This is a genomic window from Orbus sasakiae, from assembly GCF_039542345.1.
Taxonomy (GTDB): domain Bacteria; phylum Pseudomonadota; class Gammaproteobacteria; order Enterobacterales; family Orbaceae; genus Orbus; species Orbus sasakiae.
On the sequence record NZ_BAABHY010000003.1, the window covers coordinates 1 to 15,844 of the forward strand.

9 protein-coding genes are annotated in these 15,844 nt (G+C 40.3%); 1 reads left to right on the forward strand and 8 read right to left on the reverse strand.

Annotated elements, in window-relative coordinates:
• On the forward strand, positions 1–953 hold a 953-nt coding region (locus ABEA36_RS08610; protein WP_345491106.1), incomplete at its 5' end, for a tetratricopeptide repeat protein.
• Positions 954–982: 29 nt separating this feature from the next.
• On the opposite strand, the gene ABEA36_RS08615 is transcribed toward ABEA36_RS08610, so the two are convergent.
• The 8 genes from ABEA36_RS08615 to ABEA36_RS08650 form a co-directional block, all read right to left on the reverse strand.
• Positions 983–4,738 carry a T6SS effector BTH_I2691 family protein gene (locus ABEA36_RS08615; protein WP_345491108.1) on the reverse strand — a complete coding sequence of 1,252 codons (3,756 nt, stop codon included), beginning with the start codon at positions 4,736–4,738 and terminating at the stop codon, positions 983–985.
• Between the two features lie 12 nt (positions 4,739–4,750).
• Positions 4,751–5,701, reverse strand: a complete 951-nt coding sequence (locus ABEA36_RS08620; protein ID WP_345491110.1) for a DUF4123 domain-containing protein — start codon at positions 5,699–5,701, stop codon at positions 4,751–4,753.
• A 12-nt stretch (positions 5,702–5,713) separates the two neighbouring features.
• The gene (locus tag ABEA36_RS08625) at positions 5,714–8,101 is read right to left on the reverse strand and encodes a type VI secretion system Vgr family protein (RefSeq protein WP_345491112.1); all 2,388 of its coding nucleotides are present in this window, start codon (positions 8,099–8,101) and stop codon (positions 5,714–5,716) included.
• A 381-nt stretch (positions 8,102–8,482) separates the two neighbouring features.
• On the reverse strand, positions 8,483–9,307 hold the full coding sequence (gene trpA / locus ABEA36_RS08630) for a tryptophan synthase subunit alpha (RefSeq protein WP_345491116.1): 825 nt from the start codon (positions 9,305–9,307) through the stop codon (positions 8,483–8,485).
• Entirely contained in the window at positions 9,304–10,497 is a 1,194-nt protein-coding gene (gene trpB / locus ABEA36_RS08635; protein WP_345491118.1) for a tryptophan synthase subunit beta, read from the reverse strand. The genes trpA and trpB overlap by 4 nt, the downstream gene beginning before the upstream one ends.
• A 510-nt stretch (positions 10,498–11,007) precedes the next feature.
• A complete protein-coding gene (gene trpCF, locus ABEA36_RS08640; protein ID WP_345491356.1) occupies positions 11,008–12,381 on the reverse strand; it encodes a bifunctional indole-3-glycerol-phosphate synthase TrpC/phosphoribosylanthranilate isomerase TrpF in 1,374 nt (457 codons plus the stop codon).
• Between the two features lie 36 nt (positions 12,382–12,417).
• Complete coding sequence (gene trpD / locus ABEA36_RS08645) at positions 12,418–14,064, reverse strand: bifunctional anthranilate synthase glutamate amidotransferase component TrpG/anthranilate phosphoribosyltransferase TrpD (RefSeq protein WP_345491121.1); 1,647 nt, start codon at positions 14,062–14,064, stop codon at positions 12,418–12,420.
• The gene (locus ABEA36_RS08650; RefSeq protein ID WP_345491123.1) at positions 14,064–15,617 is read right to left on the reverse strand and encodes an anthranilate synthase component 1; all 1,554 of its coding nucleotides are present in this window, start codon (positions 15,615–15,617) and stop codon (positions 14,064–14,066) included. Before ABEA36_RS08650 ends, trpD begins: the two co-directional genes overlap by 1 nt.
• Between the last annotated feature and the right edge of the window lie 227 nt (positions 15,618–15,844).

A 15,844-nucleotide genomic window follows, 5' to 3' on the forward strand; every position in this document is an offset into this window, starting at 1 on the left:
CAGCTGCGCAAGGTAATTTGGATGCGATGAACAGTATTGGTTACATTTATGAAAATGGCTCTGGCGGTGAACCACCCAGATTATATATTTTTGATGAAAAAGGCAAAAATATTGATCCTGATTTACCCTTTATTGAAGCAAAATATGCGGCTTATGAATTTGGATTGCCAGTCAAAACGTACCCAAGAGAAATTTATCCAATGAGTGAATACGGTCAAGGGGTTGAATCGGATGTCTCATTGGCCGTCAGTTGGTATCAAAAGGCAGCAGCTCAGGGGCATGCATTGGCACAAACTAATCTGGCCTATTTTTACTTAATGGGGATTGCTGTTGATAAAGATGAGCAGCAGGCTTTTACACTTTACCAACGTGCGGCAGAGCAAGATTTTGCACCAGCATTAAGATCATTAGCGTTTATGTATATGCAAGGGTTAGGGACCAAGCAAGACATTCCTAAAGCATTTGCAGCCCTAGAACAAGCATACCGTTTACAGCCAGATAATAATATGTGGAAAACTATACGAATGACAATGAAAAGACGCTATGGGCTTAAAACAACACTAACAGAGTATAATGAAATTTTCCGTAATCAATTTGAATATGAAGATTCTAGTAATGAAGATCATCTTATTGAACGCTTTAAATTTTTCAATAAAATTTATCAATTAGATTTCTCAAATGCAAACGGCCTCACAGCACTGTTTGTTTGGACTAGGCCGACAGTAGGTATCTTATTGGGTGAGTCAGTCGGCGAAAACTCGATTTTTAAAGAACGTTATTTTATTAAGCGATCTATTCAAGGATATTATATTACGATGCGATTTTTGAGTTACTACTATATGGGTGAAGAGCTTGATATTGAGCGAGCCCAATTATGGCGAAAATATGCAATTCAAATGGGGGAAAGTCCCCATGAAAGTAATTGGCCGGATTATCCGCCTTTAACCGAGTAAAGTAATGGGCGCATAGCGCCCATTTTTAATTAGTTTTCAAGCCATTGTGTTGCTTGGTTTTGTACGTGTAATAAAATCGATTCATGTTCTAGTTGGATTTTTTCAAGTGATTGTTTGCTGAGCTCTGATATATTAATACCTGTTTTTTCTTCAATAGCGGCTTTAAATACATCAATTTGATTAAAGGCCTCCGATTGATGGTGACTATTTGAGTATTTTTGCTCACCTTTATGAATACCAAGGGCACTGTAACTTAACCATTTTTGGATATCATCATCGGCAAGCCAGTCATAAAGACATTCAATTACTAAGGCGACAATGCCGACGATGCCAGCCCAACGCAATAGCAAAACTCGTAAGGCAAAAAGGTTAAATGTTTTTTGAATTCCTTGGCTAATCACATAGTTTTTAGCCCCTTTTTCAAAAAAGATTCGAACCCATTCAAAACGATAAGTTAGTCCATATAACATACTCAGGCTGCTTGATGTAAAATAGAGGGCTGAGGAGACTAGCCCAGTAAAGCCAGCAAGTAAATTACCGCTTTTAAAATGTTCAATGGCACCGCCAGCCATTTTTATTCCTGCAAAAAAACCCACTAAACCACTAAAAACGCCAAATGCCATTTTGGCATAGTTAAATGAGTTTGTGATGATGCCTTTATTAAATGCCCGAATGCTGTACGCTGTAAAATCGGATACTGCTGCGAGTAGAGTACTAGTGGCTACCATTTTTTCCATTAAAATATCTTGATCATTAGCAAATATTGATGTTTTTTTATTCATCACATGATCCCAATTATAGATTTCAAAAGCGCCGACTAAAAAGGCTAAGCGTGCACTGCGTAAATGGATTTGTTTACGAGTAATTTTAGCCGTAGTGGCATCAGAAAAGATCATAAATGGAATATTCAATGCTTGTTTAAAGGTATGTTCAAGTTGAACTAATTGCTCGTTAAAACGACCATCCAGTAATTTTATTGCTGTGTTTAAATTATCGCGCAGCTTTTTGATTAAATACTTTGCTTGGGCAGGGTAAGCGGTTGACAGCAGTTTAAAGCCACCACCAGTATTGACGCCAGATGCAAAAGGCGCCTTAAAGGTAATCCATGCATCCATCAATTGGTACTTTGCATGAGCATATAAGACACCCGTTTTCCAGACTACCCCCGATATGGCTAAGGCGGCCACTTCAGCAATCATCGCACCTAAACTGTATAATCCATCTTTGATTGGTTCACAACGTGAAATTAGCTTATCATACAATTTTAATGTTTGATTTTTAAAAAAACCAACACTGTTATAGTTACTGAGCAATTTAATCATGAATTTTTTTTGCCCAAAGCTGGTATTCAGCGTAACCGTAGTTAATCCCTCTATTTTTTGCAGGCGCTGTAACTCCGTAATATATTCTAACATTAACGTTGCTGTGCGGAAGTTTGTTGTAATAAACGATAGCTTTTTAATTGTTATTTGTTGCAGTATGCTTAAGCTATACTCTATTTTTTTATTATTTTCAACTTGAGCAAATAGTTCTTTCAGTATTTTTAATGCATTTTCATGATCATAAAGTAATGCTCGCAATCCTATCACCCAAAATTTATTGCGAATATGGAGTTTTTGTTCAACATCGAGATCTTTTAATTGTTCAAGATCATACAGCTTATCAATAAATGCTCGCCCCTCCTCTGAGCTTTCCAAACCGTGTAAGACTTTGTTCACTAATGTATGAAAATATACGCCATTTAGATCAATTTTTGTCAATGCTTCAATATCTTCATCTTCAATTTCTTCTTGTTCTAGTGCACCTTGTAATTCTTGTTCAATCTTTGTTTTGTATGTTTGCCACAGAGCATGATCATCATCAATTTTAATATGATTTTCAAAAGAGAGATCATTAATCGTATCAAGGTAATGGCTGTTTTGTAACCATTGTGTTAAGAGTTTTGCTCGTTTTTCAGCAATGTTTGTTGTGGCATTATTTAGCTGTATTACAATCGCATCAAATTCTCCTGAATCAAGGCGTGAAGTGTATTTTTCAAGTTCTTTATCGACTTCTTTCTCAAACTGTTGGCTATATTCTTTAGTTTTTGAAGCGTATTCATCAACCAATTTTTGATAAAATTGATGTAATGTTTGAGCTGTGGATTTAATTTCATTATGTGACGCATCCTTTTCAAATGATGTATATTTTATGACTTGCTCATAAATACTGCCGATATAATAGCCTTTAGCTGGCATCCTAGGATCGTGGATCTCATAGATGTAATCTGTATCCTGCTTATATTTTAAGTAATTCATAAAACGTGCATAATATTTATGCCCGTACGGTTTACCGTAAAAGTGCTCTTTTACTAGTAAAATATAAGATTTTACAAGACCATAAAATTCGCGTTTGATCGGTGGTGTAAAATCAATATTTGTATCAATTCCCTGGTTTTTAGCCCTTTCTTCAATATCAAGATTGAAGTATTCTTGCAAAATTGGACTGTGTTTATATTTTTCAAGTTCATTATATAAAGCCGGATCTTTTTTATACATTAATGAATTAAGAATTTTGGTTTTATAATCCTGTGTATCAGGATTTAATGATTGACTTAAGATAAGATACAGATCATCTTTATATGGTGCGATATCAAAGTCTTTTTTAGCTACTTTAGATTCGGCTAATGCTCTAATTTTAGCCATATATTGTTTAACATCACATTCCATTTTAGCTTCTTTATGGAATTGCCCTAAATGCCCATGGATATCGTTATAGTAATTATTTAGATCCTCTGCAACGCCTAAGGCATCTTCTATCGCTAAAAGCATTGGAAAAGCTTGGCTATTATAATTTTTCATATTTTTAAATAAAGTATGAATATGTGTATTTTGTATCTCTTTTAGTATTGGCTTAGTATCTGTACCTGGGGCCGTCATGATTTGACCTAAATTAAATGGCGCCCACGATTGATGTGTTGTATTAAGTACTAAATATTTTTCTTGGAGTTTTAGATTGCGTTGATAGTTATCAACAGTAACACCTACCATGGTTCGAGATGTTTTGATATTTTGTTGCTCTAAAAGTCTACGACCAGGTTTTTGGGCTGCGCCGTATTTTGTATCGTGATAAACACCATTTTCTTGGTCATCTGATAACTGTTTTTCAAAAATAAAATCAAAATCAAAGTCTAAAATTTGGCTTAGTGTTTGTTCAGTTGCTACGGTTGTACTTGGCTGCTGTTGTCGATTTAGCCATGCTTGAATGTCTATTTCCTGCATTCGAGGTAATGGCGACTTGCGGTATTCTTGCATGGCCTCTACTGTCCATGGAAATTCACTATATGCAATATAAACTTTACTGTAGCGTGATGGATTTGCAATAGTAATAAATGAATTCAATGATGGATTTTGTTGTAAATTTGGGCAGCCAAAAGCTTCATCATTCTGCTCAGCCGGTTTCACTGATGCTAGTGATGTCTGTTTTACAAACCGTCCTTTCTCATCGATGCTGTAAATTAGCCAATGTTTATTTTCTAACTCTATTTTTATATCCTCGGGTAAATCCTGACTAACAGATTCAGTATCTGAGGCTGATGGTAGATAAATATAGATATATCCAGCTCTTACGCGTCTAACGTGATATTGATAATCTTCATTTAATGGGACACTTGTTACACCAGCTAGGGTTGCCCAAGATGGACGACTTTTATTGAGGTAAGTTGGTATAACGGTATAACGAGCTGGAAATATTGCCAGTCCTTCAGTGTGACAATTGCAGGTGACTAATTTATCTTTATTACTCATTCCTTTTTCCTTTTATAATGCTTGCCAGTCTTTATTAGTGAGTATTTGTAACTTATCTATAAGCGTATAATATTGCTGGCTATTTGATAATTTTTGAATTGTAGATTGTATTTTAGGGTGCATATCAAAATTATCGCCCAATTTTAAGGCCAGTTTAGCCCACTCTATCATTAATGACTCATCATCAATTTTTTTATCCATTAAGCGTTGTAGGCATGGCATTATTTTCTGTAATGACTTAAGTTCATCGATAGTTTGCGTTGGATGTATAATTTTTTGGCTATGAATAATTTGGTTGTTAATACCAATATAACGTAACTGCTGTAATTGTTGATTTGTTAGCGCTAATTGACCAGATAAAACTGGCATTGATGGTATTTTGGGCGAGTGAATGTTGAACGTTGAATCGTGATTTAGTATTACCCAATGGTCTATTTGGCCGAATAATCTTTGCTGCTGTGGTTGAGTAAGTAAAAACCGTAATTGTGACAAAACAGTAGGGTCATAAAACCGTAAAAAATAGGTTTTGTCATTAGTCCCTTTTTGTATAGCTAGTTTTGCTAAACCCGACGCGATTTTTGACGTACTAAGTTTGGTGAATAACCATGCACTATAATGTTGCCCATTACCTGAACGTTGGTAACTTGGGGTTGATTGCATTAATGCTTTACTCACAATATAGCTAAGTACATCAATTTCATATTGTATTGCTAAGTTTAGCTCAAGTAATAATGGCCTTTTGGCGGCTAAAATAGCCGCATGCATAATGGGAATTTGTTGTATTCGGCCTAATTTATCAAAATAATCGATAATGGGGTTATTGATTATCGATAAAAAGGGGTCAAGTATGATTAAACAGCGGTTTGCATAGTCTTGCGATAATGCAACAAGCTGCCCGCAAAGATCTATTGCATTTGCAGGTAGCTGGCTAATGTCGATCTTTGGTTGTTGGCTATCTAACATCACCAAACCTCACTAATCGAGCGACACGATGGCATGTTGTTTTTGTACTTGATCACTCATTGTTCGTTGACAATGTAACTCACCCGGTAGATTGGTTGAGGCCGCCATATTTGCTGGTGGCATTTTTTGCATTGCGGCACATTTTAGCGAGATATTTGATGCGGTGCCCAGTTCAATCCCTGATGGTGTGATCTTGATGTAAGCACCACCACTGGTGAGTGTAATCTCCTGTGGTGCAGTGATAGTGACATTACCATCAACACTATCAATGGTCATATCTTGTTTGGCGGCAAGATCCATGGCGGCATTTTGTGCCTGAATCTCAACCTTACCTTGGTTAGCAAACAGCTTCATACCTTGTGAATGGGCAAATACACTCACCGCATCACTGGCGGCCAGTGTCAGGTTTTTAGCACTGTTAATGTCTGTGTTACCCGCTGAGGTGGTGGTTAAGGTATTGCTGGATGATAGCTGAATGGTCTCATCACTGGTTAACGCAATGCCCTCTGGTGCATACGCTAGTATGCCCGATTGGGTTAACTGCGTTAGTGCATCTTTGAGTTGCTGTTGTGAATCGGTATCAGCCGGATGCGCCTGGGCATTATTCGCTGCATTTTGTAATGCCTTGGCAATCGATAATGCATTTTCAAGCTGGGTAATAGCCCCTTGCATGTCGAGCTGCTGACCCTGTGCTTTCGGCTCGGTTTGGGCAGTTAAGTATAGCCCTTTGTTGGCCGCAATCGCGCCCCACTCATCGGTGCGTAGCTCAAAACCCTGACCGCGGTTTTCTTTATTTTGGTCAACCAAGTGACCCATGTTAAGCTGGGTTTTACCATACTCTGTCGCCAGTTTGATGTGCTCTTGACCACGCTGGTCATCCATGCGCAGTTTGTTGTTAGCCGGCGTACGAATCACATTGCGGTGTTTATTGGCCGTCGTCACGTGGTCGGGATGTGTGCTGTCATGCATCGCATGGGCAATATAAGGCCTGTCCGGGTTACCATCAGTAAACGCTATCGCCACTTCAGTGCCATCAATTAATGGGAAGTGGAAACCATAAGTATCACCGGCATACGGCTTAGCCAGTCTCACCCATAAGCTCTCTTCACCACTGCGCCAGGTTTTTAAATCAAAGTCGAACTTAACCCGGTAGCGACCCATCGTGTCAATGTAACCATAGGTGTCATTATCCGGACTGGTGACGCGCGCTGGCAGTGTCCCGCCAATTTGTGGCCAGTCAATCGGCAGGGGTCGGTAGGGCTTTAACACATCATACGGTATCGCCGTAAACGCCAGCTCATAAGCCGCGCTGCGGTCACCGTGGCTTTGCGTACTTAAAATCATAATGCCTTCGCTCATCCCACCAAGCGGACTGCCGTCAATCACAATCCGTTGACCCGGCGCTAAGCGGTAGTCATTACACTTACCCCGGATTATCACTTTTTCACTGATGTGCTGTTGGTGGCGAATTGTGGCATACCAATGACCACTTTCAACCGACTCACCATCACCTTTGGCTTTGTAGTGCTCGCCATACCGGTAATCGGTGCCGACGGTGGTGCTGTCTTTCGGCTCGGTATTGACTAAACCATAACGGTCAGCCTCTGCATCTCGGTAGTTGTAGTCATTGACCATCACCTGACGCGTCACCGTTTTACCGGTTAACTGTAAATCCCACACACTGTGGCGGCTGTTATCACCCATGCCACTGGGCGTTTTATACACAATATGCCCAGCATTGGCCAGACCTTGTTCATAATCACTCAGGACCAACACATCGCAGTGATGCTCGGCGTGGCTTTCAAAGCGCAGCCATATTCCCACATCAGCAAGTAAACGCTGCACAAAGGCTAAATCACTCTCTTGCCACTGCGTGATAAACTCCCTTGCCGGGTAGGTCTCTTTAAGCTCTAAACGGTAATCCACACCGGTAAAGCCATGGCGGCGTAACACCGACTCCACCACACTGACCACACTTTGGTTTTGGTAAATCGCACTGGTGCAGTCGTTAGCAAGCAGCGCCAAACGTGGTGCAAGCACCACCCGATAATGCGCTTCGTCTTTGTTCACCGATAACTGACTGAATTCCGTCACCACCCCGTATAATGTGCGAGGCATGGCCGGCGTATCGAGTGAGCTGATATGCCGCAGCATGTCACTGACACTGTGTGGTTTAAAGGAGAAAGAGGCGGGTTGGGTTAATACAGAACTGACCCGAATATGCTTATCCAAACTGGTGAACGTCACCTCATAACGCCATGGCTTATCAAGCTGCTCATTAGCTTTCACTGATATTACTGAGATCTGAGAATGCACTGCCAGTTGATCGAATGAGAGTTGATATCGGTTATGTTCTATTTGATTTACCAATGCGTTAAGGCTTGCCGTCACCTGATTCATCGTATCCATCCTTAATTTTTGATTCTTATTTTAATTATTTTTAGCTTGTAAAGATAAGCGAATTCGATTCATTAAAATACGTGTTTTTAATCGATTTATCAACGATTTCTTGATGTTTTCTTTACAAATTTTCAGTATCAATCGGTTCGTGAAAGGGATGTTCATTCGACAAAAATAGTCGTATCAAATAAAAGAATAAAAAATTGAATAACTTAAGAAAGAATATGTGATGATTAGATCGAAATGATTGCGGGCTATAGCGCCCGCAACGTTTGGAAAGGATAAACATGCTTTGTTTATTTTTTTGACCACTTTAGCATTATTTAAAGTCGCCAAGTTTTTACACTATAATTGCCTAATATGACAATAATTTAACGAAAATTATAATGTTGTTGCGGCTTTCATACTTTTCACAAATTCCGTTAATTGGGCTAACATCAATGTCGGGTTGTCCTGATAGTGTTCGATGATTTTAACGGTTGCCGAACCTGCAATCGCACCTGCGGCACCCGCCTTAATGACCTCTGTGACTTGCTGTGGTGTTGAGATACCAAAACCTTGAATGGCCGGTGGTGCGGCCGCATGTTTGAGTTTGGTGAGTAAGTGACTTAATGGTTTATTTGCTTTGTTTTCTGTGCCGGTTACTCCCGCTCGTGATACTAAATAGGTATAACCTTGGCCATTGGCTGCAATACCCTCTATTACCTGATCATCCGCATTTGGTGGACAGATAAAAATGGGATCAATGCCATGTTTTAACGCTGCGGCTTTAAATGGTGCTGATTCGCTAAGCGGCACGTCTGCGACCAGTACCGAATCTACACCGGCTGCTGCGCAGCGGGCATAAAAATGGTCAATTCCACCCTTGAAGACTAAATTAGCATATACTAATAAGCCAATCGGAATCGTCGGATGCTTTTCGCGAATTTGTGTCAAAATTTCAAAGCATGTTGCGACATTAATGCCACCGGCAAAGGCTCGTAAATTAGCGTCTTGGATTGTTGGTCCATCAGCCAGTGGATCTGAAAACGGTATACCGAGTTCTAATGCGTCAGCACCCGCTGTAACGAGGGTGTCAATAATGCTGAGTGATAATGCAGGTGTCGGATCTCCGATAGCAACAAAGGGGACAAATGCACCTCGCTGTTGCTTAGCCAATGCCGCAAATAACGCATTATAACGATTGTGATGATTTAATGGGTTCATGCGACTTCTCCTCTGGCTTTTAAAATATCATAAACAGTAAAAATATCTTTATCACCACGTCCCGATAAATTAACAATCAATAGTTGTTCTTTTTGTGGATCGCGATGAATCAATTTCATGGCATACGCTAAAGCGTGGGATGATTCGAGTGCTGGAATAATACCTTCATTGCGCGATAAGGCTTTAAAAGCATCTAATGCTTCATCATCCGTAATCGAAACATAGTGTGCCCGACCAATACTGTCAAGGTAGGCATGTTGTGGTCCTACCGACGGAAAATCAAGACCCGCTGAAATTGAATAGGATTCTTCAATCTGCCCTTCATCTGTTTGCATCATTGGGGATTTCATCCCAAAATAGATGCCTAATTTACCGTGTTTTAATGATGCACCATGCTGACCTGATTCAATGCCATGACCACCGGGTTCAACGCCAATTAATTGTACTGCGGTGTCATCAATAAAGTTTGCAAACATGCCAATCGCATTTGAACCACCACCAACACAAGCAATCACGGCATCAGGCAGACGACCTTCTTTTTCAAGAATTTGTTGTTTAGCTTCGGCACTAATCATTTGTTGGAATTCACGCACAATGGTGGGGAACGGGTGAGGACCTGCTGCGGTACCGAGCATGTAATGTGCTTTTTCATAGCTACCAGACCAGTCGCGTAATGCTTCATTACACGCATCTTTTAAGGTGGCACTGCCTGATGTCACAGGAATAACTGTAGCACCCATTAAACGCATTCTAAATACATTAGGTGCTTGGCGTTGTACGTCTTTTTCCCCCATATAAATACGGCATTTTAGCCCTAACAAAGCACAGGCAAGTGCTGAAGCTACGCCATGTTGACCGGCGCCCGTTTCAGCAATAATTTCAGTTTTACCCATTCGTTTAGCGAGCAGTGCTTGACCTAATACTTGATTCGTTTTATGGGCGCCGCCATGTACTAAATCCTCACGTTTTAAGTAGAGTTTCGTTTTGGTTCCTGCCGTCAGGTTGCGGCATAACGTTAATGCTGTTGGGCGTCCAGCATAATTCTTGAGTAAATCATGAAATTCCTGCTGGAAAGCGGGGTCATTTTTAGCGTCCAAGAAAGCTTGTTCAAGTTCATCAAGTACCGGAATTAAAATTTGAGGTACATATTGTCCCCCAAATTCGCCGAAATACGGATCTAATTTTGACATAATGGTTGTTCCTTCTCATTAGTAGGTATAGGTTGATACCTGATAAATATCATTCATTATACGGTGTATTTTTGACCCGCAAAGATTCGCAAGCCTTAATAAAATCCGTGTTACTGTCTAAGCAAAAAGCCTCGGATTCATCCCTTGGTACTTTAGAACTCAAACGATACACTTGCCGCCTTACTGGCATTTAACAACCACGGCATTTGTGCGATTGATGACATCTCACCGCGAATGTCGCTATCGTGTAACAAGTGTTATTCATATTTCGTCTGTTACCACAGCATCATCATCAAAACAAAGCTAAAACCTTTATTTTGAGCGAGACTATTCATATCAATGATCTAAAAAAGAGTCAGTCCGTTTAACTATTCGGCCTGATGCATTCCCTAAAGTGGTATCGGCCGCCAGAGGCAACCGTTTTACGCCTCGGTTGCCTGAATATTTTCACTCATCTGTTTCACGGCGGTATTAAAAATAAACCGTATTCAATAATTTCATTGTCACCGATTAAGTGCGGGAATACGGATAATGTCTTAATATTGCGAATACTTGCTCTATTTTATTATGATCTTTGATACCCGGTGATATTTCAACACCAGAGTTGATATCAAGTCCGGCAACTCCCGTTTGAATCGCATGTTCTGCATTCTGCGGATTGATGCCTCCCGCTAATATCACATGATCACATTTTTGGTTGGCTAATAATTGCCAGTCAAATGGTATACCACTACCGCCAGTCCCGTGATCAAAGATATAACGGCTAACTAATGGGTTATTATGCTCAGGAATATATTCGTTAATACTGAGTGCTTGCCATATTTGACAGCACTTTGGTAGCCGTTGCCTGAGCTGTGCCAGATAGTGGTCATCCTCATTACCATGGAGTTGTACGGCATATAAATTGAGTGATTGCGCAACATGGGCGACATCTTCAATGTCTTCATCTTTAAATACACCCACCCAATTGAGTTTTGCTGCGGATAGAACTGAACGAGCTTTAATTGGCTGAATGTAACGCGGTGAATGCGTAACAAATATCAAACCGCCGTAGACGGCGCCGGCTCGATACGCTGCTGCGGCATCTTCTTTTTTGGTTAACCCACACACTTTGTTTTCACCTAACATGATTTTGCGAATGGCCAATTCAAGGTTATCTTCAGCCATTAGCGCACTGCCAATTAAAAAACCATCGGCATATTGACTTAGTTCAAGTATGTGTGGATGAGTGTGGATACCCGATTCACTGATGACAATACGATCATCTGGGATTTGTGGTGCGAGTTGTTTGACTCGATTGAGATCCACTGAAAGATCACGTAAATCACGATTATTGATACCAATCACTTTGGCATTTAGGGCAATTGCACGTTCCACTTCTTGCTGTGTGCTTGCTTCTGTCAGTACCCCCATATTTAATCGGTGTGCAATATCGCTTAAATAACGATATTCATCATCACTCAAAATCGATAACATCAATAGGATAGCATCAGCTTGATAATACCTTGCTAAGTATATTTGGTACTCATCAATAATAAAATCTTTACATAAAATCGGTTGCTGACAATGGGCTTTTACCCGTGGTAAAAAATCGAAACTGCCTTGAAAGTATTTTTCGTCAGTGAGGACTGAGATAGCATTCGCATGAGTGTTGTAGATTTTAGCGATAGCCACAGGATCGAAGTCATCACGAATCAATCCTTTAGAGGGGGAGGCTTTTTTACATTCCAAAATAAACACGCTTGATTGCTGAGTTAACGCCGAATAAAACGAACGATCACTGGGGGTAAGTTGCATTTTAAAGGTTGATAGGGGCTGAGCCTCTTTACGCGTGGCAATCCAGGTTACTTTATCAGCAACAATTTTTTTGAGTACAGTCGCCATTTCGACATTATTAACTAAAGATTCAATCGTCATTGTTTAACCTCTTTGTGCGAGTGCTGATAACAGCTGATAAGGTTTACCCGTTCGCATCATGGAGATTGCCTGTGTTGCATTGGCTTTTAAGTCATTATGCTCAAACAGTTTCATCAACATCGCAACGTTGACGGCAATCGCGGCCTCATGAGCGGTTTGTCCTTTTCCTTGTAAAATAGCGGTTAGGCTATCACGATTTTGTTCTGGTGTACCGCCTTCAATATCGTTTAAAGTGTATTGCGCTAAGCCAAAATCTTGTGGATTAACCTCATAATAATCAATTTCCCCATCAATCACTTCAGCAACATAGGTTGTACCATGTACGGCAACTTCATCCATTCCCGCTCCGTGTACCACCATTGCATGTTTATACCCTAACATACACAGTGTCTCAGCAATTGGTTTAAGCAGATCACGGTGGTAAACACCTAATAAGATTCGTTTTGGTTTGGCTGGGTTGATTAGCGGGCCTAAAATATTGAAAATAGTGCGAGTTTTAAGTTGCTGACGAATCGGGGCGGCATGACGAAAACCGGAATGGTACTGCTGAGCAAATAAAAAGCAAACGCCTAACTCATCAAGGGCCTCTCTAGCGGTGTCTGCCGACATATTCAGTTTTAACCCTAATGCAGATAAAACATCAGACGAACCCGATTTACTTGAAACGCCCCGATTACCATGTTTGGCGACTTTAAAGCCCATTGCCGCCGCAACAAAGGCACTGGCGGTTGAAATGTTAATGCTATTTGCTCCGTCACCTCCGGTTCCTACAATATCAGTAAAATCATAGTCGGGCGTGGTAAATGGATCGGCATCGCTGAGTAATGCTTGCGCAGCGCCTGCAATTTCTTGTGGTGTTTCACCACGCACTTTCATACTAATGATAGCTGTCGCTAATTTCGTTGGCTCAAGCTTACCTTGAATGATTTGGCTAAACAGTTGTTGGCTTTCAATTTGTGTTAGGACTTCACCTTGATAAAGTTTATTTAAAATCGGTTGAATCGCTATTTCGCTGGTTTGTGGTGTATGCGGGATATTGGTTTCCTGAACGCGGCGTGTATTATGCTGTGGTGCAGCTAAGGCGCATTCAATCGTTTGATTTAATAGTTGTGCACCATTGATTGTTAAAATTGATTCTGGGTGGAATTGGAAACCATATACCCGATCGTGATCATGGCGAACCGCCATGACAATATTGTCAAACATGGCATTAACCGTAAGCGTATTCGGAATATTTTCCCCTTTTAATGAATGATAACGTGCAACGGGTAAGGGGTTTGGTAAGCCTTCGAACATTAATTTACCATCATGCTTAATCAATGATGCTTTACCATGCAATATATCACCCGCCGGTACAATTAATCCGCCGTAAGACTCTACAATCGCTTGATGACCTAAGCAGATGCCTATAATCGGTAATTGGCCTTTTAGGCGTTTGAGTAATTCGGGCATACAGCCCGCTTGGCTTGGTGCACCGGGTCCCGGTGATAAAAATAAAATTGGGTCTTCAAGTTGCGAAAGTTTATCAATAATCACCTGCGCAGGGAGTGTATTACGGTATATAGTGACTTGATGACCACTGCATCTAAGTTGATCGACTAAGTTGTAAGTAAATGAGTCAATATTATCTAAAAATAGGATATTAGCCATTAGAAAGCTCCCGTTACATGATGGGCTTTAGCAATAGCTCGAATGACGGCTCGCGCTTTGTTGCGTGTCTCATCGGCTTCTGATTGAGGATTTGAATCAAGTACCACACCCGCGCCAGCTTGTACGGTTGCGATGCCATTTTCAACATACGCGCTACGAATGACAATACAGGTATCTAAGTCCCCGTTTGCCGTAAAATAACCAATTGCGCCACCATAACTGCCCCGACGTGTTTTTTCAGAATCAGCGATTAATTGCATCGCTCGTACTTTTGGTGCACCCGTCAGTGTTCCCATATTCATTGTTGCTTGATAGGCATGTAGTGCATCTAAATCATGGCGTAATTGGCCAACAACACGTGATACTAAGTGCATAACAAATGAATAGCGATCGACTTTTAATAACTCTTTGGTGTAGCGTGTGCCAGGCTGACAAATTCGTGCCAAATCATTGCGTGCTAAATCAACCAGCATTAAGTGCTCTGCCAATTCTTTTTTATCGGTGCGCATTTCTAACTCAAGGCGACTATCTAAATCATGATCAATCTCACCGTTAGCAAATAATCCGCGTGGCCTTGTTCCTGCTATTGGGTAGATCTCAACTTGATTTGATGATTGAGTGTATTTAAGTGCACTTTCTGGCGATGCGCCAAAAATCGTAAAGTCTTTATCTTGCATATAAAACATATAAGGACTTGGGTTATGTTGTTTCAATGTATGGTATGCAGCTAAGGGCTGTGGACAAGGTAATTGAAAACGTCTTGAGGGGACAGCTTGAAATATTTCACCTTGTTCAATAGCATCTTGCATCTTTTTTACAATCGTATTGAAATCATCATCGCTGAGATTACAGCTCGTCGTTAATTCCACAACTGATTGTTCTTTAATCGGTTTAAGCGGTTGGTCGAGCAGTTTAGCTAGCTCATCTAAACGGTGTTGTAAACGCTCTTGTTCTTCGCCATTCGCAACAAATACACTGGCCTTGAGTGAAGCACTTTGCGTTTTGTGGTTCATCTCCAATAATGTTTCAGCTAAATAAAAACAGTAATCATGGCAGTTTTGACTTGTTGGTAATTGAGGTAAATCTTCAAAGCTGGTAATTAAGTCATAGCCAAATAGACCCCCTAAAAATATGGCATCAGCGGGTAAGTCTTTATCGTGTGGTACTAACATCAAAATATGTCGTAACGCATCAAAAACAGACAGTGATTTTAATCGAGCATCTTCATCTTGGTGATGATCGATGACTGGAAATTCAAGTGTCAATTTATTGACATACTGGTGTTTTTTGACTGAACTTGGTAGCGATTGAGCCAGTAGTGGTAATAGTGCAGCACCATTTGGTGTTAATGCATCAACATTGACGGTACGTGCTAAGGCGGTAATACGTAATGCACTATCGATGATCATCACACTTTTTATGCCTTGTTTATTATCGATTTCGGCAGATTCTAATAGCAAGGTTGCTTGACGTTCTTGGCATAGTTGATTAAATATCTCTGTCGGATCATTATGATAACTGATGGGCTGTGTAAGTTGTTTTAGTTTAGACATTTCACCGATTCCTAATTGATTCATTATGTTCACAAGATGTGATAAAAAAACCCGCTATTGCGGGTTTTGTGAATTTTTTTGATATAGCAAAAGCACATTACCCGATAAGAGTTATGTGCCACCAAGAATTTAACATATTGATTATCTTTTTCATTTTTTGCTATTCATTGTATTCATGTTGTACTATTAAACTAGTATAGTGATTTTTTGTCAAGTGATATTGTTTA